At 65.6% G+C, this 19,324-nt stretch carries 22 protein-coding genes; 16 read left to right on the top strand and 6 right to left on the bottom strand.

The window, feature by feature from the left end; all coding sequences use genetic code 11:
- Positions 1–22: 22 nt before the first annotated feature.
- From ATE71_RS14975 to ATE71_RS14955, 5 genes are all read right to left on the bottom strand, one after another.
- Positions 23–1,009 (bottom strand): quinone oxidoreductase family protein, encoded by a 987-nt coding sequence (locus ATE71_RS14975; protein ID WP_058804170.1) that lies wholly within the window; start codon positions 1,007–1,009, stop codon positions 23–25.
- A gap of 98 nt (positions 1,010–1,107) precedes the next feature.
- Positions 1,108–2,934, bottom strand: coding sequence for a DEAD/DEAH box helicase (locus tag ATE71_RS14970; RefSeq protein WP_058804169.1), 1,827 nt, complete (start codon positions 2,932–2,934; stop codon positions 1,108–1,110).
- A 148-nt stretch (positions 2,935–3,082) separates the two neighbouring features.
- Positions 3,083–4,249: an NAD(P)/FAD-dependent oxidoreductase gene (locus tag ATE71_RS14965; protein ID WP_058804168.1), complete on the bottom strand. Its 1,167-nt coding sequence runs from the start codon at positions 4,247–4,249 to the stop codon at positions 3,083–3,085.
- Positions 4,250–4,256: 7 nt separating this feature from the next.
- Positions 4,257–4,436 (bottom strand): hypothetical protein, encoded by a 180-nt coding sequence (locus ATE71_RS14960; protein ID WP_058804167.1) that lies wholly within the window; start codon positions 4,434–4,436, stop codon positions 4,257–4,259.
- Complete coding sequence (locus ATE71_RS14955) at positions 4,433–4,909, bottom strand: GreA/GreB family elongation factor (RefSeq protein WP_058804166.1); 477 nt, start codon at positions 4,907–4,909, stop codon at positions 4,433–4,435. Before ATE71_RS14955 ends, ATE71_RS14960 begins: the two co-directional genes overlap by 4 nt.
- Positions 4,910–5,066: 157 nt before the next feature.
- Between ATE71_RS14955 and ATE71_RS14950 the strand changes: the two genes are divergently transcribed.
- The 9 genes from ATE71_RS14950 to ATE71_RS14915 all read left to right on the top strand — a co-directional run bounded on the left by ATE71_RS14950 (position 5,067) and on the right by ATE71_RS14915 (position 10,128).
- Complete coding sequence (locus ATE71_RS14950; RefSeq protein WP_058804165.1) at positions 5,067–5,360, top strand: DUF2282 domain-containing protein; 294 nt, start codon at positions 5,067–5,069, stop codon at positions 5,358–5,360.
- Between the two features lie 5 nt (positions 5,361–5,365).
- Entirely contained in the window at positions 5,366–6,229 is an 864-nt protein-coding gene (locus ATE71_RS14945; RefSeq protein WP_058804164.1) for a DUF692 domain-containing protein, read from the top strand.
- Positions 6,222–6,917, top strand: a complete 696-nt coding sequence (locus ATE71_RS14940; RefSeq protein WP_082665227.1) for a DNA-binding domain-containing protein — start codon at positions 6,222–6,224, stop codon at positions 6,915–6,917. The genes ATE71_RS14945 and ATE71_RS14940 overlap by 8 nt, the downstream gene beginning before the upstream one ends.
- 3 nt (positions 6,918–6,920) lie before the next feature.
- Positions 6,921–7,379, top strand: a complete 459-nt coding sequence (locus ATE71_RS14935) for a DoxX family protein (protein WP_058804162.1) — start codon at positions 6,921–6,923, stop codon at positions 7,377–7,379.
- Positions 7,376–7,897: a sigma-70 family RNA polymerase sigma factor gene (locus ATE71_RS14930; protein ID WP_058804161.1), complete on the top strand. Its 522-nt coding sequence runs from the start codon at positions 7,376–7,378 to the stop codon at positions 7,895–7,897. The genes ATE71_RS14935 and ATE71_RS14930 overlap by 4 nt, the downstream gene beginning before the upstream one ends.
- A gap of 1 nt (position 7,898) precedes the next feature.
- The gene (locus tag ATE71_RS14925) at positions 7,899–8,549 is read left to right on the top strand and encodes an NrsF family protein (RefSeq protein ID WP_058804160.1); all 651 of its coding nucleotides are present in this window, start codon (positions 7,899–7,901) and stop codon (positions 8,547–8,549) included.
- 58 nt (positions 8,550–8,607) lie between these two features.
- Entirely contained in the window at positions 8,608–9,054 is a 447-nt protein-coding gene (locus ATE71_RS23065) for a GIN domain-containing protein (protein WP_268801431.1), read from the top strand.
- Positions 9,000–9,371 (top strand): GIN domain-containing protein, encoded by a 372-nt coding sequence (locus ATE71_RS23060; RefSeq protein WP_321164284.1) that lies wholly within the window; start codon positions 9,000–9,002, stop codon positions 9,369–9,371. Before ATE71_RS23065 ends, ATE71_RS23060 begins: the two co-directional genes overlap by 55 nt.
- A gap of 70 nt (positions 9,372–9,441) precedes the next feature.
- Positions 9,442–10,128 carry a head GIN domain-containing protein gene (locus tag ATE71_RS14915; RefSeq protein WP_235588037.1) on the top strand — a complete coding sequence of 229 codons (687 nt, stop codon included), beginning with the start codon at positions 9,442–9,444 and terminating at the stop codon, positions 10,126–10,128.
- 10 nt (positions 10,129–10,138) lie between these two features.
- Here ATE71_RS14915 and ATE71_RS14910 read toward each other — a convergent pair whose 3' ends face one another.
- Entirely contained in the window at positions 10,139–10,942 is an 804-nt protein-coding gene (locus ATE71_RS14910) for an SDR family oxidoreductase (protein ID WP_058804158.1), read from the bottom strand.
- 110 nt (positions 10,943–11,052) lie between these two features.
- On the opposite strand from ATE71_RS14910, the gene ATE71_RS14905 reads away from it, so the two are divergent.
- The 7 genes from ATE71_RS14905 to ATE71_RS14875 all read left to right on the top strand — a co-directional run bounded on the left by ATE71_RS14905 (position 11,053) and on the right by ATE71_RS14875 (position 19,283).
- On the top strand, positions 11,053–11,568 hold the full coding sequence (locus ATE71_RS14905) for a hypothetical protein (protein ID WP_058804157.1): 516 nt from the start codon (positions 11,053–11,055) through the stop codon (positions 11,566–11,568).
- Between the two features lie 9 nt (positions 11,569–11,577).
- Positions 11,578–12,618 (top strand): TonB family protein, encoded by a 1,041-nt coding sequence (locus ATE71_RS14900; protein WP_058804156.1) that lies wholly within the window; start codon positions 11,578–11,580, stop codon positions 12,616–12,618.
- 116 nt (positions 12,619–12,734) lie between these two features.
- Entirely contained in the window at positions 12,735–12,974 is a 240-nt protein-coding gene (locus tag ATE71_RS14895; protein WP_235588036.1) for a hypothetical protein, read from the top strand.
- Positions 12,975–13,081: 107 nt separating this feature from the next.
- A complete protein-coding gene (gene secA, locus ATE71_RS14890; RefSeq protein ID WP_058804154.1) occupies positions 13,082–15,817 on the top strand; it encodes a preprotein translocase subunit SecA in 2,736 nt (911 codons plus the stop codon).
- 270 nt (positions 15,818–16,087) lie between these two features.
- On the top strand, positions 16,088–17,527 hold the full coding sequence (locus ATE71_RS14885; protein WP_058804187.1) for a circularly permuted type 2 ATP-grasp protein: 1,440 nt from the start codon (positions 16,088–16,090) through the stop codon (positions 17,525–17,527).
- Between the two features lie 5 nt (positions 17,528–17,532).
- Positions 17,533–18,477: an alpha-E domain-containing protein gene (locus ATE71_RS14880; RefSeq protein WP_058804153.1), complete on the top strand. Its 945-nt coding sequence runs from the start codon at positions 17,533–17,535 to the stop codon at positions 18,475–18,477.
- On the top strand, positions 18,474–19,283 hold the full coding sequence (locus ATE71_RS14875; RefSeq protein ID WP_321164283.1) for a transglutaminase family protein: 810 nt from the start codon (positions 18,474–18,476) through the stop codon (positions 19,281–19,283). Before ATE71_RS14880 ends, ATE71_RS14875 begins: the two co-directional genes overlap by 4 nt.
- Positions 19,284–19,324 lie beyond the last annotated feature (41 nt).

The following is a 19,324-nucleotide window of genomic DNA, read 5'->3' as shown; positions in this document are numbered from 1 at the left end:
CCGCCTTCGCGGGGGGCGATGGTTATGGGTGCTCCGGGATCAACAGTGTCGACCCCGTCGTGCGCCCCGCCTCGAGATCGGCATGCGCCCGTGCCGCATCCTCGAGCGAATAACGCTGGCCGATGGTGATCTTCACCGCGCCGCTCTCGATCATCTCGAACACGCGTGCGGCGCCCGCCGCGCGTTCGCCGGGCAGGTGGTAGTAATCGAACAGCGTCGGACGGGTTACGAACTGCGACCCGTGCTGTGCAAGGACGCCGAGGTTGACGCCCGTGACCGGCCCGCCGGCATTGCCATAGCTGACGATCAGCCCGCGCCGCGCGGTAGCCTTGAGCGACACATCCCATGTCGCCATCCCGATGCCGTCGAAGGTGACGGGAACGCCCTGCCCATCGGTGATTTCGCGGACATGCGCAGCGACATCGTCGCTTTTATAGCGGATGACGTGATCGGCACCCGCTTCGCGCGCGGCGTGGGCCTTGGCCTCGGTGCTGACGGTGCCGATCACCGTGGCGCCGATCGCCTTCAGCCATTGGACGAGGATCAGCCCGACCCCGCCCGCCGCGGCATGGACGAGCACGGTCCAGCCGGCCTCGACGCGCGCGCAGCGCTCGACCAATGCCTCGACGGTACATGCCTTGAGCAGCGCGGCGGCCGCGGTTTCGTCGTCGATTCCCGGCGGCAGCTTGAATAGCGAGGACGCGGGGACGAGCCGCGCCGACGCATAGGCGCTCCGCTGCGGCCCGAACGTCGCGACGCGATCACCGGGCCGGAGGCCGTGGACCTCGGGACCGACGGCGGCGACTTCGCCTGCCGCCTCGACACCGAGCCCGCCGGGCAGGTCGATCGGGTAGGTGCCGTCGCGGTGGTAAGTGTCGAGATAGTTGAGCCCGACCGCGGTCTGGCGCAAGAGAACCTGCCCGGGGCCGGGATCGGCGAGCGTCACAGTGCGCCAGTCGATGACTTCGGGACCGCCCTGTTTTTCGATGAAAGCTTCAATCGCCTGCATGCGCCGCTCTCCTGCTGTCCGGCCCATCTGGTGGACCGGAGCAGAGAGCGCAAGGGCAGTGCGATGAAACCCCCTCCAGCGAAGGGGAGGGGATCAACTCATTTGGGACGACGCGGGCTGCGCTGCCCGTAGGGCTTAGGCTTGTAGCGTTCGTTGCCGCCGGGACCGCCCGGGCCACGCGGTCCTGCACGGTTGCCGCCCGGCGCGCCGCGCGGGCCAGCGGCGCGCGGCGACTTGTCGCGGCGCGGCGGGTAGGTCGGACCGTCGGGCGCGGGCGTGATCGCGACGCCGCTGTCGTCCTCGCCGTCCTGGTTCGCGGTGCGTACAACGGCTTCGGCGAAGCGGTCAGCGATCGCGCGGGGGATGTTGAACATCGTTTCCTTGGGACCGATACGGATCGCGCCGATCTCGTTCTTGCTCACATGACCGCGGCGGCAGAGCAGGGGCAGGATCCAGCGCGGATCGGCATTCTGGTGGCGGCCGATGTTGAGGCGGAACCAGACGCTGTCCTCGAAGCCGTCGCGACGGTCGCCGCTGCCGCGCCCGCCGCGATCGTCGTGCTGGCGTTCGAACCGCTCGCCGTGTCCGCCGCGCTCGGGACGGTCGCGGCCGCGCGGGCCGTTGTCGAGCAGATCCTCGGGCGGCGGCATAAGTGCGCGGTGCGCGCGGACGAGCGAGGCCGCGATGTCTTCGGGCGTGCGCTCGGCCATCAGACGCTGCGCCAACTCCAGATCCTCGGGCTCATGCTCGACGGGCGCGAGCAGTTTGTCGATCAGCCGTTCCTGATCTTTTTGGCGGACGTCGGCGGCGGTCGGGGCGTCCATCCATTCGGCGTTGATCCGTGCGCCGCGAAGCATGCCGTCGACGCGGCGGCGGCGCGGATAGGGGACGATGATGACCGCCGTGCCTTTTTTGCCGGCGCGGCCGGTGCGGCCAGACCGGTGCTGAAGCGTTTCGGCATCGCGCGGGATTTCGACGTGGATGACGAGGCTGAGCGTCGGCAGATCGATGCCGCGCGCGGCGACGTCGGTCGCGACGCAGACGCGCGCGCGGCGATCGCGCAGCGCCTGCAAAGCGTGGTTGCGTTCGTTCTGGCTATGCTCGCCCGACAGCGCAACGGCGGCAAAACCGCGCTCGATCAGGCTCGCGTGCAGGCGGCGGACATTGTCGCGCGTCGCGCAGAACAGCATCGCGGTTTCGGCTTCGTGGAGGCGGAGCAGGTTGATCACCGCGCCCTCGATGTCGGCGGGCGCGACGGTCACGGCCTGATAGGCGATGTCGCCATGGCCGCGGTCCTCGCCGACGGTCGAGATGCGCAGCGCATCCTTCTGGTAGCGCTTGGCGAGCTGCACGATCGGCTTCGGAAGCGTCGCCGAGAAGAGAAGCGTCCGGCGGGTATCGGGGGTGCCGTCGAGGATTTCCTCAAGGTCGTCGCGAAAGCCCATGTCGAGCATTTCGTCGGCTTCGTCGAGGACCGCCACGCGCAGCGCTTCGAGGTCGAGCGCGCCGCGTTCGAGATGATCGCGAAGGCGCCCGGGGGTGCCGACGACGATATGGACGCCTTGGCTGAGGTTGCGGCGTTCCTTGCTGGCGTCCATGCCGCCGACACAGGTCGCGATACGTGCGCCGGCCTTGCCGTAAAGCCAGCTCAATTCACGGCTGACCTGGAGCGCGAGTTCGCGGGTCGGAGCGATGATGAGCGCGAGCGGCGAGGTCGCGAACGGCAGGCGGCCGTCCTCGATCAGCTCGTCGGCCATCGCGAGGCCGAAAGCGACGGTCTTGCCCGAGCCGGTCTGCGCCGACACGAGCAGGTCGCGTCCCTTGGCTTCGGTTTCGGTGACATGTGCCTGAACGGGGGTGAGCGCTTCATAGCCGCGCGCGGTGAGGGCGTCCGAAAGGACGGTCGAGAGATTTTCGAAAGGCATTTTGGTCTTCTTATCCTGGACGGCAAAAGCGCCGTGGTTACGTTCTCCGCCGCCCGGGATTCGGCTCAGGTCTGTCGCCCGAGTCCAAAGAATTGGGTCATAGATGCTGAAACGAGCTCAGCATGACGAGGAAATATGTGGGTTTTTCCTAAAGTGCTTGGCCCGCCGCGTGTCCGCTGGCCCAAGCCCATTGAAAATTATAGCCGCCCAGCCACCCGGTGACGTCCACGGCTTCGCCGACCGCATACAGCCCCGGCACGCTTTTGGCCATCATTGTTTGCGAGGAAAGGTTTGCGGTCGAAATTCCGCCGACGGTGACCTCGGCCTTGGCGAAGCCTTCGGTGCCGTTCGGACGGAAGGGCCAGCGTTTCAGCCGCGCCTCGGCATCGGCCAGCTTGCGGTCGGTCAAGGCGCCGAGTTCGCCGGGCAGCGCCAGCCGTTCGGCGAGCGTCTGCGCAAGGCGATCGGGGAGAGCGAGCGTCGAGGCGAGCGTCGCGCGGGGTTTTGCGCGCTTGGTATCGAGTAGCCAGCCGGGCGCGGCATCGGGCAGAAAGTCGATCAGGACCTCTTCGCCGTGGCGCCAATAGCTGCTGATCTGCAGGATCGCGGGTCCCGACAGCCCCTTGTGCGTGAACAGCGCGGCTTCGCGGAACGCCGCTTTTCCCGCGCGCGCCTCGACCGGCGTCGCGACGCCCGACAGGTCGCGGAACAGCACATCGTCGCCGCCAAGCGTCAGCGGGACGAGCGCGGGGCGGGGTTCGACGACCTTGAGCCCGAACTGGCGCGCGAGGTCGTAAGCGAAGCCGGTCGCACCCATCTTTGGGATCGAGGGGCCGCCGGTCGCGATCACGAGGTTGGGGGCGGCGAAGTGGAAGTTGCCGAAGGTCCCGCGGAACGTCGCGTCGCTATGCTCCAGTTGTCGTATAACTTCGCCGCAGCGGACGTCGACGCCGCCCTTGGCGCATTCGTCGAGCAGCATCGCGACAATCTGTTTCGCCGATCCGTCGCAGAAGAGCTGGCCGAGGGTTTTTTCGTGATGGGCGATGCCGTAGCGGTCGACCAGTTCGATGAAGTCGGCTGGCGTGTAACGCGCGAGCGCCGATTTGGCGAAATGCGGGTTCGCCGAGATATAGCGGTCGGGGACGGTGTGGATGTTGGTGAAGTTACAGCGCCCGCCACCCGAAATGAGGATCTTCTTGCCGACCTGATCGGCATGGTCGAGCAACAGGACGCGCTTCCCCCTTTGCCCCGCGACCGCGGCGCACATCAGTCCGGCCGCGCCGGCACCCAGCACGATGGCGTCGTAACTTGTCATGCGGTTGTCAGTGCAGCTTTGCGATCAAGAGGCCGTCGGCCTTGGCGCGCGTCTTCACCGATTCCTCGCTGCGCGTCAGCGCCTTGGCGATGGCCCTGAGCGCCATGCCCTTTTTCGCGAGCGCGTGCAGCTTGTCGATCTCGGCCGCGGTCCACGGCTGTTTATGGCGTTCGAACTTGTCTTTCATGCCAGCACCTCCGGGTCGGGTTCGACCGAAAGGATCGATATTGCGTCCTCGCGGCCCTGATATTCGACGCTCTCGCCCGCTTCCGCACCCATCATCGCGCGGGCGAGCGGCGCGAAGAAGGCGATGGTGCCGAGCGCCGGGTCGGCCTCGTCGCCGCCGACGATGGTCAGCCGGTTCTCGGTCTCGTTCAGCCGGTACTGCACGCGGCTGCCGATCCCGATGCTGCCGTCGGCGGGCGGCAGCTGCACGTCGGCAGTCGAGTGGCGCGTGTGGAAATAGCGGAGGCGGCGCTGGAGTTTCTTGCGGCTATCCTCGTCGGCGGCCGCGGCAACATCGGCTTCGATACGCGCGATCTCTTCGCCGAGCAGGCGCAGTCCGCGCGGCGTCACCAGATTGGGGCCGACCGGAATGGGCAGCTCATATTCCGGTTCCTTATGCTCGTCGTCGCTTTCGCGGCGAAACGCTACGCTCATCGTCTCTCTTTCCTATGGGGAGTCGATACATCTGGCGCACGAAGGTGGCGACAAGATGGCGCGAAATTTCGGGTGCCGCGTAACCGCGCCGGCTTCGCCTGCGAAACCCTCCCCGATGCCATCCTCCGCATCATCCATTTTGCAAGGGAGAATCCGAATGTCCAATACGCTGAAACTGTCGCTCGCCGCCTCGGCGGTCCTCGCCATGGCCGCCGGCACCATGGCGGTCCCCGCCGCCGCCGCCGATGGCGCCAAGGAAAAATGCTATGGCGTATCGCTGAAGGGCAAGAATGACTGCGCCGCGGGTCCGGGCACGAGCTGCGCCGGGACGTCGACGGTCGACTATCAGGGCAATGCCTGGAAGTATGTCGCCAAGGGCGAATGCGTCAAGATGGGCGGCACGCTCGCCGCGCACAAGGGCAATGCCAAGCCGGTCCCCAAGAAGGGCTGACACCTGTGCCCCCCCGCCCGCTTCGCACCTTGCCGCCGCGCGCCGGTTTCGGGCTGAAGCCCGAACATTATGCCGATGTCCTGGCGGCGGCGGAGCAGGGCAACCCGCCCGCCTGGGCCGAAGTACACCCCCAAAACTACTTCGGCGCAGGCGGGCCTCCGCATCGCTGGCTGACCGCGATCGCGGAGCATATGCCGCTGAGCTTCCATTCAGTCGGACTGTCGCTCGGTTCGGCGGCGGGCGCCGACCGCGAAGAACTTGAGGCGCTGGCCGCGCTGTGCGCGCGTTATGGCCCCGCGATGGTGTCCGACCATCTGAGCTGGAGCAACGGGCCCGAGGATAAATTCCCCGACCTGCTGCCCGTCCCCTACAGCCATGCGGCGCTCGATCATTTCGTCGCCGAGATCGGCTGCGTACAGGACCGGCTCGGCCGGACGATGCTGATCGAAAATCCATCGCGCTATCTCGCTTATGCTGGCGACGATTGGGGCGAGGTCGATTTTCTCCACGAACTTTGCCGCCGCAGCGGCTGCGGCCTGCTGCTTGACGTCAACAATATCGAGGTGTCGGCGTTCAACCTCGGGCTCGATTCCGGGTCTTGGCTCGATGCCATCGACCCGCGTCTGGTTGGCGAGATCCATGTCGCCGGCCATGCGGTGAAGGATGACGATATGGGCGGGCAGATCGCGATCGACGATCATGGATCGGCGGTGCGCGCGAGCTGCTGGGATTTGCTTTCGACCTTTCTGGATCGCGCCGGCCCGAAACCGGTGCTGGTCGAATGGGACAGCGACGTTCCGCCCTATACCGTGCTCATCGCCGAGGTCGCCAAGGCTGACGCGCTGCTGATCGAACATGTCGATGCGTGACGTGCAGGCGGCGATCGCCGCGACGCTGCTGCACGGCCCCGATCACCTGCCCGCCGGCCTGTTCGCGGGCAGCGAAGGCGATGTGCTGCGCGGCTTGCGCGTTCACGCCAACACCATATCGCATGCGCGGCTCGTCGCGCTCGAAGACACCTTCCCGCATACGCGCGCCTATTTGGGCGACGCCGAGTTCAACCGGCTGTCGCGCGCGTTCCTCGACGCCGGAGGCGCCCGCTACCGGCCGCTGGCGGACATCGGCAAGGGCTTCGCCGATATGCTGGTCGACCCGGTCGCCGCCGACCTTGCGCGGATCGAAGCCGCGTGGCTTGCAGCCTATCATGCCGCCGACGCGCCAGCGCTGGAGCTTGCCGAGCTGGCCGGGCTCGACGAAGCTGCCTTGCTCGCCCTTCGCGTGCGGCGGCACCCCGCGGCGCGCAGCCTGACGCTGGCCAGCGCCGCCGCCGCCCTGGTCGATCCGGCGCTGGCGCCCGATGTCCGGGCGTTGCTCGTCGCGCGGCCCGCGGCGGAGGTTCGCCTGTTCGCGGTCGATATCTCCGCGATGGCGGTGCTTGCCCTGGCCGATGAAATTTCGCCGCTCGGTAACCTGATCGCCGCGCTCGACGAAACCCATCCCGACGGCGGTGCCGCGATCGCGGCGCTGATCGCCGCCGGGGCGTTCGAGAGGGTTTGAGAGATGAACAGGCTAATCGCATTTTATGATCGCGGCGTCGCGCTGGCGGCGGGACGCATCCCCGAATCGCTGGCTTTGCTGCTGCTGCGCGTCGCGCTGGCCGGCGTCTTCTGGCGTTCGGGGCAGACGAAGGTGGTCGAGGGCGGGTTCCTGCAGATCGATCCTTCGCAATATGACCTGTTCGCGTCGGAATTTTCGGGGCTGCCGCTCGACCCGTCGATCGCGGTGCCGCTGACCACCTATGCCGAACATCTTTTCCCGGCGCTGCTGCTATTCGGTCTGGCGACGCGGCTGTCAGCGGGGGCGTTGCTCGTGATGACGCTGGTCATCCAGATCTTCGTCTTTCCCGATGCGTGGTGGCCGGTCCACTCGCTATGGACCGCGATGGCGGCGATGCTGATCGTGCGCGGCGGCGGACTGTTCTCGCTCGACGCGCTTGTTGATAAGCTGCGCGCGAAATGAGCATCGACGAACCCTCGCTCGCGCGCCTGATGGCGGCATCGCAGCGTGGGGATCGTGCGGCCTATCGCGCGCTGCTCGGCGACAGCCGCAAATGGCTCGAACGCTATTTCGCGCGGCGCAGTGCGCCGCACCAGATCGACGACCTGGTGCAGGAAACGCTGGTGTCGATGCATCGCAAGCTGGCGACATGGGATCCGTCGCGCGCCTTCCTGCCGTGGCTCGCCGCGATCGCGCGCTATCGCTGGATCGACATGCTGCGGCGTCAGCGCGACGAGGCCGAGCTGGGCGACAATGACGCGGCGATCGGCGCCGAGGACGAAGCGGTGCACGCGCGGCTCAGCATCGATCACCTGCTTGGGCAATTGCCGCCTGCGCAGGCGCAGGCGATCACGCTGGTCAAGATCGATGGGGCCTCTATCGCCGAGGCGTCGCAGATTTGCGGCCAGAGCGAGTCGCTGGTCAAAGTGAATATTCATCGCGGGCTGAAGAAGCTTGCGCAATTGGTTGAAAGCGAATGACATGACCAAAGCATCGATCGACGATCTGATCGACGGCCTTGCCGACGAGCTCGAACCCGTGCGGCCGCGGCGGGTCGCGCGCGGTTCGCTGTGGGTCGCCACGGGGTGGATCGGCGGCGGCGCGGCGCTGCTGTGGCTGTCGGGCGCGCGCCACGACCTTGCCGACGGCGCGATGATGCCGCCGCTGCCGATGCTGTCCTTCTGGCTGATCGTCGCACTCGGCCTGGCCGCGGCGTGGAGCGCGCTGCGCATGGGCCTGCCGGGCGTCGGGCGCGACTATAGCGGCTGGCGCTGGGCCGGGCTGGCGACGCTCGCATTGCCGCTGTCGGCGCTGGTCATCGGCTTTGGGGACAACCATGCCGCGATGGAGGCCGCGCGTCCGGAAAACGGCCTGCGCTGCATGATCGAGGGCGCCTTGTCGGGGCTCGGGGTCGGCGCGGCGCTTTTCTTCTGGCTGAAAGGCGGCGCGCCAACCTCGCCGACGCGCGCCGGCTGGGTGATCGGGTTCGCCGCGGGGGCTGCGGGAGCGGCGATTGTCGCGCTCCATTGCGCATCGAACGACATGATCCATATCGCGCTGTGGCACGGCCTTGCCATATTGTTGTCGGGGGTCGCCGGCCGCTTGCTGCTCCCCCCGCTGCTTCGCTGGTAGGTCGCTGGACAGCAAGGCCCATGTGTGTTAGGCATACAATACACATAGGAGATTTGCGATGCGTAACTGGACGATGGCGATTTTGCCGCTGGCTCTCGGCATGACGGTGACGGCATGCAACGGCACCGATCATGACGGCAAGCCGCAGGGCAAGAGCGAAGCGGGGGCGCCCGCCGCAGCCGGTCCGGTAACGACGCAAAGCTATGCGCTCACCGGCTTTACCGGGGTCGAAGTGGCAGGACCCGACGATGTCACCATCCGCCAGGGCGACAATTTTTCGATCAGCGCGCGCGGCCGCGCGGACGTCATCGACCGGCTCGAGATCAAGGTCGACGGGACGCGGCTGGTCATCGGCCGCAAGCGCGACGGCTTCAGCTTTTCGAGCCGCGACGACGACGACCTCGATATCGCGATCACCATGCCGCGCCTCGACGCGCTGCGGCTGACCGGATCGGGATCGATCGACGCCGACGCCGCGGGGGGGATGCCGTTGAAGCCGTCGTAACCGGATCGGGCGACCTCAAGGTCGCAAAGCTCACCGCCAAGAGCGCGGAGATCAAGGTTTCGGGGTCGGGCGATATCGAGATCGGCGGCGGGACGGTCGGGTCGGCCGAGCTCGCGGTGACCGGATCGGGAGACATCGATGCCGACGGCCTCGCTGCGACGACGCTCGACGTGTCGGTGACCGGGTCGGGCAATGTCGATGCGCAGGCGACGGGCAACGCCGACGTCAGCATCCTCGGATCAGGCGACGTCACGATCGGCGGCGGCGCCAAATGTTCGACCCGCCAGATGGGATCGGGCACCGCGACCTGCAAATGACGCCATGCTGGTGCCGCCGGGCCGAACGCGGTAAGGCGGCGCTATGACCCTAGCGATACGATCCGCCGCGATGGCGACGGCCGCCCTGCTATTTACCGGATCCGTTTCGGCGGCCGAGAAGCGTTTCGGCCTCACCAGTTTCGAGGCGATCGAGGTCAATGCGGACTATATCATCGAGGTGACGACGCGCGCGCCGGTGGGCGCGGTGGCGACGGGGCCGCAGGATGCAATCGACCGGCTGAGCATCGAGGCGCGCGACGGGCGGCTGGTGATCGGCGCGCGCCAGTTCGCGGGCGATGAAAAGCGCGGCGCGCCGCGCGGGGCGGTGACGATCCGTATCAATGCCGCCAGCCTGCGGTCGGCGACGATGGGCGGTGCGGGATCGCTGGCGATCGACCGGATGAAGGGCGGCCGCGTCACCATCGGCCTGCGCGGGCCCGGTTCGCTGTCGGTCGGCGCGATCGAGGCCGACCGGCTGTCGGTCGCGATGATCGGCAATGGAACGATGACGCTGGGCGGCGCGGCGAAACAGGCGCAGATGACCTTGTCGGGCGCCGGGATGTTCGACGCCGGCGCGCTCGCGGTCGGCGAACTGACGCTCGACAGCGAGGGTGCGGGCGACACGCGGCTGAACGCGGTCAAGACCGCTGCGGTGACGACGCGCGGCATCGGCAAGACGGTCGTGCTCGGCAAGCCCGTCTGCACCATCCGCAACATCGGCAACGGGTCGGTGCAGTGCGGGAAGGCAAAGAAATAGGCGAAAGGGGCTAGTGCCCCGCCGCCCCCAGCGCATCGATCTTCTTCGACTGGCGCACGATCAGCCCCGGGAACCAGCGCGCGAGGCGTGACAGGCGTTTCGCCATCTTGCCGACGGTCGTGTGGATCGCGCTTCCGTGGACGGCATCCCACGCCGCTTCGGCGACGCGTTCGACCGGGACGATCTCGAACCCGCTGTCCGACAGGCGGTTGCGCGCGGGTTCGTTGCTGTCGGCGCTGACCTGGTCGAGCAGGGGGGTGTCGATGAAGCCGGGCATCAGCGAGCGGACCTTGATGCCATGTTTGGCAAATTCGATTTCGAGCGCCTCGGTCAGCCCGCGTACCGCGAACTTGGTCGCCGAATAGACGGCAAGCCCGGCGACGCCGTAAAAGCCCGACGCCGATCCGGTGTTGAGGATCGTCGCCCCCGGCGTGGCGCGGAGAAGGGGAAGCGCGGCATAGATGCCGTTGACGACGCCGCCGAAATTGATTGCGATCAGCCGGTCGGCTTCTTCGGGGGCCATGTCGATGAACTGCCCGCCCGACCCGATGCCCGCATTGTTGAACAGCACGTCGAGGCGGCCGCCGCTGGCTGCGGCAAAGGCGTTGAGCGCGCCTTTCCACTGGTCGCGGTCGCGCACGTCCATTACATGGCGCGACGTCGCGCCTTTGGGCAGCAGCGCCGCGGTTTCGTCGATCCCCGTGCCGTTGACGTCGGCGATGCCGACGAACCAGCCCTGCCCGGCAAAATGGCGCGCGACCGCGCGGCCGATGCCCGATCCGCCACCGGTGATGAAAATCGCCTTCCGTGTCATAGCGCCCCTCCTTACATCGTTGTCAGTGCGACAAGATGCGAAGTTGACGGGTCCGTCAAGCGGCAATCGCGGCTTGGCAATCGACGGCGCCGCTGGCTAAGAGGGCGGGGATGACCCGCGGCCTCCGCCTGATCTTCCTGCCGATGCTGCTGTTTTGCGCGGGGTTTTCCGCGCCGGCGAGGGCGGAGGTCGTCGTGAGTTTCTACAGCCATGATTTCGGCGATCGCTTTCCGCACGCCTTTGTCGTGCTGAAGGGCACGGTCGACGCGACGGGGGAAATGGTCGACGCCAATTACGGCTTTACCGCAACATCGGTCAGCCCCGCGATCCTGTTCGGATCGGTCAAAGGGAAGGTCGAATCGTCGAAGCCCGATTATATCGCAAAGAGCGACCGCCAGTTCGAGGTGACCGTCGACGACGCGACCTATGCGCGGCTGCTGGCAAAGGTCGACGAATGGCGGACGCGTGACCAGCCGAGTTACAGTCTGAACAAGCGTAATTGCGTGCATTTCGTGATGGAGCTTGCCGAAATCGTCGGGCTGGCGGTCAATCGCAAGAGTAAGTTGTTCAAGAAGCCAAAAAGTTTCCTTATGGAAGTGAAGGAATTGAATCCGCAATTGGAGTAGGGGGCTTCGGTGTTTGCGATATTTTTGGCGCTGGCCGCGCCGGGCGAGCTTGTGACGCAGGTCGTCGTTGCGGAGCCGGTCGAGCCGATGATGCCGGCAACCGATCCGGCCAGCTGGGCGACCAACGACGATTACCCGCCTGCGGCGATGCACGACGAGCGCGAGGGGACGACGGTCTTTCGCCTGAGGATCGCGCCCGACGGCCTGCCCACCCATTGCGAAATCCTATCGTCGAGCGGTCATGACGATCTCGATACCACGACGTGCGAGCTGATCATGGCGCGTGCGCGTTTTACGCCCGGCCGCGACGAGAGCGGCAAGCCGACGGGCGGGACATACAGCAACCGCATTCGCTGGCAGATACCCAAATATGACGAATCGGTCGCGGTGGCGGGCTTCGCGCTCGATGCGGCGCAGGAAAGCTGGCCGCGCGGGCCGACGCCTGATGATGCGCTGATGCGGATCGACCCCGCCGCCCATTATCCGGCCGCCGCACGCGCTGCAGGCGAGGAGGGTGTTGTCCATATGGAGCTGGGCATCGACGCCGCCGGGCAAGTCACGGGCTGCAAGGTCAACGAGAGCAGCCTTTCGTTCGCGCTCGACGAGGCGGCCTGCGCGCTGATGCGTAGCAATGGCAAATTCTCGCCCGCGCTCGACAGCGACGGAAGGCCCGTCCGCTCGATCGTCGCGACGACATTCCGGTGGACGCTGCCGGAAGCGGCCGAGGAAGGCCCCGGCGGCGTGGCGGTCCAGCGCGAGCGCAGCTTCCCGATGGGCAAGCCGGGGAGTGCGACGGTGACGCTGCTGTTGGGTGCCGATGGCCGCGTCGCCGATTGTCGTTTTTCCACAACAGGGGGAATCGGTTCGATGCCGAACGGGATGACGCCGTGCGACATGTTTCCCGCACAGGCGCGTTACGCGCCGTTCGTCGGCAGCGACGGCAAGCCCGCCGCGAAACGCGTCACCATGCGCACCGAACTGGTTATCGAGGACGCACCACCGTCGGCGGAGGCCAAGTCGGCACCCGTCAAACCAGCGTCGGCCAAATAGCGACGGGTCTGGACGCGGCGCCGCTTTCACCCTATGTTCAGCGAACGGGGCGCAATATTTATCGCTCCGGACGTGTAGAGGGGCGATTCTTGCGGTTACTGCTGACCCTTTTGGCATTGCTGACCGGTCTGGCCACAGCCGACCGCGCGGTTGCCGCGCCTGCCACACCGGCGGCGATGGGGGCCCTCGTCATGCTCGCCGAAACGGCGGGCAAGGCCGAGACCAGCGAAAATGCGCGTCGCCCGGCGACCACCGCGCCGACGCGGCGCACAACGAGCGGCAGCGGCAAGCCGCGCAAGGCCGCGCCGCCGCACCTTCCCGGCCTGCTGACCGGCAGCGACCGCGCGCTCGAATAGAGCCAGGTTCCAGCGTCCCTATAGAGGCGCCGCCCTGCATACTGGGGCTTTGACCATATACAGCGGCCGCAGTGCCGCCATCTCATTCTAATTCCAAGGAAAATACAATGTTTGCTGGCCTCGCCAAGAGCTTGTTCGGTTCGTCCAACGACCGTTATGTCGCCTCGATCCGCAAGATCGTCGACAAGATCAACGCCTTCGAGCCCGCGATGCAGGCGCTGGGCGACGCCGAATTGCAGGCCCAGACGCAGAAGTTCCGCGACCGCCTGGCTGCCGGCGAGACGCTCGACGACATCCTGCCCGAAGCCTTTGCGACGGTGCGCGAGGCCGCCGTCCGTACGCTCGGCATGCGCCATTTCGACGTCCAGATGGTCGGCGGGGTCGTGCTGCATCGCGGCGAGATCGCCGAAATGGCGACGGGCGAGGGCAAGACGCTGATGGCGACCCTGCCCTGCTATTTGAACGCGCTCGAAGGCAAGGGCGTGCATGTCGTGACGGTGAACGACTATCTCGCCACGCGCGACGCCGAATGGATGGGCACCGTTTACGGTTTCCTGGGCCTGACCACCGGGGTCATCGTTCCCAACCTCAACGAAACGCAGCGCCGCGACGCGTATAACAGCGACATCACCTATGCGACGAACAACGAGCTGGGGTTCGATTACCTGCGCGACAATATGAAATTCGACCGTCAGCAGATGGTCCACCGCACCTTCAATTTCGGCATCGTCGACGAGGTCGATTCGATCCTGATCGACGAAGCGCGTACCCCGCTGATCATCTCGGGCCCGACCGATGACAAGTCGGAGCTTTACATCCGCGTCAACGAGGTCGTGCTCCAGCTGGTCGACGAGGATTATGAAAAGGATGAAAAGTCCAAGTCGATCAGCCTGACCGAGGAAGGCACCGAGCATGTCGAGCGTCTGCTCGAAGCCGCGGGGCTGCTCCAGGGCAACAATCTGTATGACATCGAGAACACCCAGGTCGTCCATCACGTCAACCAGGCGTTGAAGGCGATCCAGATGTTCCGCATCGACACCGACTATATCGTCAAGGACGGCAAGGTCGTGATCATCGACGAATTCACCGGCCGCATGATGGACGGCCGCCGCTGGTCCGACGGTCTGCACCAGGCGGTCGAGGCCAAGGAAGGCGTGCAGATCGAGCCCGAGAACCAGACGCTGGCGTCGATCACCTTCCAGAATTATTTCCGCATGTACCCGAAGCTTTCGGGCATGACCGGCACCGCAGCGACCGAGGCGGCCGAATTCTTCGACATCTACAAGATGAACGTCGTCACCATTCCGACGAACCGGCCGATCGCGCGCATCGACGAGGAAGACGAGTTCTACAAGAATATCACCGACAAGTTCGGCGCGATCGCCCGCACGATTCGCGAGGCGAACGAGCGTGGCCAACCGGTGCTCGTCGGCACGGTGTCGATCGAAAAATCGGAGCTCCTTTCTTCCTATCTTGAAAAGGAAGGCGTGCCGCACAGCGTCCTCAACGCGCGTTTTCACGAAAGCGAAGCGCATATCGTTGCGCAGGCCGGCCGCACCGGCGCGGTCACGATCGCGACGAACATGGCGGGCCGCGGCACCGACATCAAGTTGGGCGGCAACGAAGAATTCCGCATCGACGACGAGCTAAAGGACCTGCCCGAAGGCCCCGAGCGCGATGCCGCGATCGAACGGATCAAGGCCGAAGTCGCCGCCGAGCGCGAGGCGGTGAAGGCCGCGGGCGGGCTGTTCGTGCTCGCGACCGAGCGCCACGAAAGCCGCCGCATCGACAACCAGCTGCGCGGCCGTTCGGGGCGTCAGGGCGACCCCGGTCTGTCGAAATTCTACCTCTGCCTCGACGACGACCTGCTGCGCATCTTCGGCCCCGACACGCTGTTTTCCAAGATGATGAACAAGAATCTGGAGGATGGCGAGGCGATCGGGTCGAAGTGGCTGTCGAAGGCGATCGAGACCGCGCAGAAGAAGGTCGAGGCGCGCAATTACGACATCCGCAAACAGGTGGTCGAATATGACAACGTCATGAACGACCAGCGCAAGGTCATCTATGAGCAGCGCGGCGAGATCATCGACAGCGAGACCGTCGACGACGTCATGCTCGCGATGCGCGCCGAGACGGTGAACGCCATCGTCGCCGATGCGTGCCCGCCGGGCAGCTATCCCGAACAGTGGAACATCGAGCAGATGAAGGAGCGCGTCGCAAACATTCTCGACCTCGAACCGCCGATCGACGCGTGGATGCAGGAAGACGCGGTCGATCCCGAAATGTTCGAGGAGCGCATCCAGGCGCAGGCCGATGCGGTCGCGGCCGAAAAGGCGGCGCTGGTCGATGCCGAAACGTGGAAGGGCATCGAAAAGTCGGTGCTGCTCCAGACGCTCGACCATCACTGGAAAGAGCATCTCGCGACGCTCGACGCGTTGCGGCAGGTCGTGTTCCTGCGCGCCTATGCGCAGAAGCAGCCGATCAACGAATATAAGCAGGAAGCCTTCGCACTGTTCGAGCGCATGTTGTCGAACATTCGCGAGGATGTGACGCGCACCGTCGCGCGCATCGACCTGCGCTTCGAAGAGCCCGAGCCGATGCCGCTGCCCGACCTGCCCGATTTCCTGACGACGCACATCGACCCCTTCACGGGCGAGGATAACAGCGGCGATATCGACGCGGGATCGCTGGGCGTGATCGCGAATACCCTGCCGCCGATGCAGGTGCCCAAGCCCGATCTGCCCCAGGGCGAGAATCCCTATGCGGCGCTCGACATCAGCCGCAACGCGCCGTGCCCGTGCGGTTCGGGGCGCAAGTACAAGCATTGCCACGGGGCGATCTGACCGGTTCATCCTCGTCATGCCGGACTCGATACGGCATCCATGGCTACGGCGTAGCGGTGGACCCCGGATCAAGTCCGGGGTGACGAACGAATACCGTGTCAACTCTATAAGTTACGGTAACAAAGCGCTCGTACGAGCCCGCTTGCCAAGGCGCGCGGGCGCGATTAGCATCGCCTTCACAAGCTTGGCGGCCGCGTAGCCAGACAAGCAACGCAGCAGGCAGGAATATGGGGCCGTTTGCCCGAGCGATCGGGCGCGGCCGACGATGGCATGCTGCGTGGAAAGGGCTGGCGCATTTCCTTTTTCGACGAGATGACAGGACAGGAGGGCGAGGTCCGGTCGCCCTATCGCGAATATTCGGACTGGTTCGGCCGCGAGGATGCGGCGCGCATCCAGCGCAAGGCGCAGCAGGCCGAGGCATTTTTCCGCACCACGGGCATCACCTTCAACGTCTATGGGCAGGATGAGGCCGACGAGCGGCTGATCCCCTTCGATGTCGTCCCGCGTATCATTTCGGCGAGCGAATGGCGGCGCCTGTCGCGCGGCATCGAACAGCGCGTGCGCGCCCTGAACGCCTTTCTGCACGATATTTACCACCGGCAGGAGATATTGCGCGCGGGGCGAGTCCCGATCGAATTGATTTCGCGCAACGAGGCCTTCCTGCCGATGATGATGGGCATGGATCCGCCGGGCGGCATCTATACGCATATCAGCGGTATCGACATCGTGCGCACCGGCGCCGACGAATTCTATGTGCTCGAGGATAATGCGCGGACACCGTCGGGCGTGTCCTATATGCTCGAGAACCGCGAGACGATGCTCCAGATGTTCCCCGAGCTGTTCGCGAAGATTTCGGTGCGCGAGGTGAGCGATTATCCGCTCAACCTCCTGAAATCGCTTGCGGCCTGCGCGCCGCCCGCGTGCGGCGGTACGCCGACGGTCGCGGTGCTGACGCCGGGCATCCACAACAGCGCCTATTTCGAACATAGTTTCCTTGCCGACCAGATGGGCGCCGAACTGGTCGAGGGGCATGATTTGCGCGTCGTCGACGGGCGTGTGGCGATGCGCACGACGCAGGGCTACACGCCGATCGACGTCCTCTATCGCCGCGTCGACGACGATTTCCTCGATCCGCTCAATTTCCGACCCGACTCGGTGCTGGGGGTGCCGGGGATCTGGGACGTCTATCGCGCGGGCGGGATCACGATTGCCAATGCGCCGGGGACGGGGATCGCCGACGATAAGGCGCTGTACAGCTATATGCCCGACATCATCGAATTCTATACGGGCGAAAAGGCGCTGCTCCCCAATGTGCCGACCTGGCGGTGCGGCGAGCCCGAGCATCTGCGCGAAGTGCTCGACCGCCTGCCCGAACTGGTGGTGAAGGAAGTGCACGGGTCGGGCGGATACGGGATGCTCGTCGGACCGGCGGCGAGCAAGAAGGCGATCGCGGCCTTCCGCGCCAAGCTGGAAGCCAATCCGCGCAATTATATCGCGCAGCCGACCCTGTCGCTCTCGACGGTGCCGATCTTTACCAAGGCGGGGCTGGCGCCGCGGCACGTCGACCTGCGCCCCTTCGTGCTGATGTCGCCGCAGGGGATCAGGATCACGCCGGGCGGGCTGACGCGCGTCGCGATGAGCAAGGGGTCGCTGGTGGTCAATTCGAGCCAGGGCGGCGGGACGAAGGATACGTGGGTGTTGGAGGACTGACGGCGATGCTAGGAAAAACCGCCGGCAGCCTCTATTGGATGGCGCGCTATCTCGAACGCAGCGAGAATAATGCGCGGCTGATCGACGCCGGTTTCCGTATCGCGCTGACGCGATCGAACACCGCCGCGGCCGAATGGCGCTCGGTCCTCGTCACGGCGGGACAGGATTATTATTTCCGGCAAGCGCATGGCGCGGATTATAGCTCGCAGCGCGTCGTCGATTTCATGCTGCGCGATCCCGCCAACCCGTCGAGCATCATGTCGGTGATCAAGCAGGCGCGCGACAATGCCCGCACCGCGCGCACCTATCTGACGCGCGAGGCGTGGGAGGCGGTGAATACGAGCTGGATGACGCTCGGTGCGCTGCTGAAACGGCAGGTCCGCGAGGACGATCTGCCCGACGTGCTCGCCGCGATCCGCCAGCAAAGCGGTCTCGTGCGCGGCGCCTTTGCGGGGACGATGCTGCGCAACGACGGCTATAATTTCTCGCGGCTCGGCACCTTCCTCGAACGCGCCGACAACACGGCGCGCATCCTCGACGTCAAATATTATCTGTTGCTGCCCTCGGTCGCGCATATCGGCAGTTCGATCGACAATGTGCAGTGGGAGACGATCTTGCGTTCGGTGTCGGCGCACCGCGCCTATCACTGGCTGTATGGCGCGGAGATCAGCGCGCTCAAGATCGCCGAATTCCTGATCCTCTACAAACAGATGCCGCGCAGCCTGGCCTTTTGCTGCGACAAGATGAACGACAATCTCGGCTGGCTCGCCCGCGCCTATGGGGAGGAGACCGAGGCGGTGCGGTTGGGCGCGTCGATCTGCAACGACCGGCTCTCGCGCCCGATCGCGTCGATCTTCGACAACGGGCTGCACGAGTTCATTACCGATTTTCTTCGCGCCAACGCCGCGCTCGCGCGGCAGATCGAGCGCGACTATCGCTTTGTGGAATGACGATGAAGCTGCGCGTCGAACATATCACCCATTATCAATATGACAGCCCGGTGCGCTATGCGCTCCAGCAGGTCAGGCTGACCCCCAAGGAACGTCCGGGGCAGCAACTGATCCATGATTGGACGGTCGCGATCGAGGGCGGTTCGCGCCAGCTTCACTATACCGATCACCTCGGCAATGGCGTCGACCTGATATCGGTCGACAGCGGGACGAGCGAACTGGTGATCCGCTGCACCGGCGAGGTCGAGCTGGTCACCTGGGACGGGGTGATCGGACCGCATCGGGGCGCGATGCCGTTATGGACCTTTCTGCGTCCGACGCCGCTGACGCGTGCGGGGCGCGGGGTGCGTTCGCTGACCGCCGAACTGGGGCGCGATTTCGTGAACGATATCGAGCGCGCGCACGCGCTGTCCGCGCTGATCATCGACAAGCTGCCCTATCGGATCGGGGTGACCGATGCCGAAACGACCGCCGAACAGGCGCTCGCCGGCGAGGGTGGGGTGTGCCAGGACCATGCGCACATCTTCGTTGCCGCGATGCGCCACCTCGGCCACCCGGCGCGTTATGTCTCGGGCTATTTGATGATGAACGACCGCACCCATCAGGACGCCACGCACGGCTGGGCCGAGGCGCATTTCGACCATATCGGCTGGATCGGCTTCGATGTCAGCAACGGTCACTCGCCCGACCAGCGCTATATCCGCGTTGCAACCGGGCTCGATTATCAGGGCGCCGCGCCGGTTCGCGGAATGCGCTATGGTGCAGCGCAAGAAAATCTGGTTGTCCAATTGCAGGTCCAGCAATAAGCGGACCCAGGACCAGAATTTTCCGGGCGGGGAAAACAGGA

The sequence above is a fragment of the Sphingopyxis sp. H115 genome (assembly GCF_001468465.1).
GTDB lineage: Bacteria > Pseudomonadota > Alphaproteobacteria > Sphingomonadales > Sphingomonadaceae > Sphingopyxis.
The sequence above is the reverse complement of the archived record's forward strand: the minus strand, read 5'-3'. Positions and strand labels throughout refer to the sequence as shown.

Excerpts from the sequence above, each read along its gene's own strand:
- ATE71_RS14950 (WP_058804165.1), top strand. The coding sequence starts at position 5,067 with ATGTCCAATACGCTGAAACTGTCGCTCGCCGCCTCGGCGGTCCTCGCC.
- ATE71_RS14955 (WP_058804166.1), bottom strand. The coding sequence starts at position 4,909 with ATGAGCGTAGCGTTTCGCCGCGAAAGCGACGACGAGCATAAGGAACCG.
- secA (WP_058804154.1), top strand. The coding sequence starts at position 13,082 with ATGTTTGCTGGCCTCGCCAAGAGCTTGTTCGGTTCGTCCAACGACCGT.
- ATE71_RS14915 (WP_235588037.1), top strand. The coding sequence starts at position 9,442 with ATGGCGACGGCCGCCCTGCTATTTACCGGATCCGTTTCGGCGGCCGAG.
- ATE71_RS14975 (WP_058804170.1), bottom strand. The coding sequence starts at position 1,009 with ATGCAGGCGATTGAAGCTTTCATCGAAAAACAGGGCGGTCCCGAAGTC.
- ATE71_RS14925 (WP_058804160.1), top strand. The coding sequence starts at position 7,899 with ATGACCAAAGCATCGATCGACGATCTGATCGACGGCCTTGCCGACGAG.
- ATE71_RS14875 (WP_321164283.1), top strand. The coding sequence starts at position 18,474 with ATGACGATGAAGCTGCGCGTCGAACATATCACCCATTATCAATATGAC.
- ATE71_RS23065 (WP_268801431.1), top strand. The coding sequence starts at position 8,608 with ATGCGTAACTGGACGATGGCGATTTTGCCGCTGGCTCTCGGCATGACG.
- ATE71_RS14935 (WP_058804162.1), top strand. The coding sequence starts at position 6,921 with ATGAACAGGCTAATCGCATTTTATGATCGCGGCGTCGCGCTGGCGGCG.
- ATE71_RS14960 (WP_058804167.1), bottom strand. The coding sequence starts at position 4,436 with ATGAAAGACAAGTTCGAACGCCATAAACAGCCGTGGACCGCGGCCGAG.
- ATE71_RS14930 (WP_058804161.1), top strand. The coding sequence starts at position 7,376 with ATGAGCATCGACGAACCCTCGCTCGCGCGCCTGATGGCGGCATCGCAG.
- ATE71_RS14940 (WP_082665227.1), top strand. The coding sequence starts at position 6,222 with ATGCGTGACGTGCAGGCGGCGATCGCCGCGACGCTGCTGCACGGCCCC.
- ATE71_RS14885 (WP_058804187.1), top strand. The coding sequence starts at position 16,088 with ATGCTGCGTGGAAAGGGCTGGCGCATTTCCTTTTTCGACGAGATGACA.
- ATE71_RS14880 (WP_058804153.1), top strand. The coding sequence starts at position 17,533 with ATGCTAGGAAAAACCGCCGGCAGCCTCTATTGGATGGCGCGCTATCTC.
- ATE71_RS14905 (WP_058804157.1), top strand. The coding sequence starts at position 11,053 with ATGACCCGCGGCCTCCGCCTGATCTTCCTGCCGATGCTGCTGTTTTGC.
- ATE71_RS14965 (WP_058804168.1), bottom strand. The coding sequence starts at position 4,249 with ATGACAAGTTACGACGCCATCGTGCTGGGTGCCGGCGCGGCCGGACTG.
- ATE71_RS14910 (WP_058804158.1), bottom strand. The coding sequence starts at position 10,942 with ATGACACGGAAGGCGATTTTCATCACCGGTGGCGGATCGGGCATCGGC.
- ATE71_RS14970 (WP_058804169.1), bottom strand. The coding sequence starts at position 2,934 with ATGCCTTTCGAAAATCTCTCGACCGTCCTTTCGGACGCCCTCACCGCG.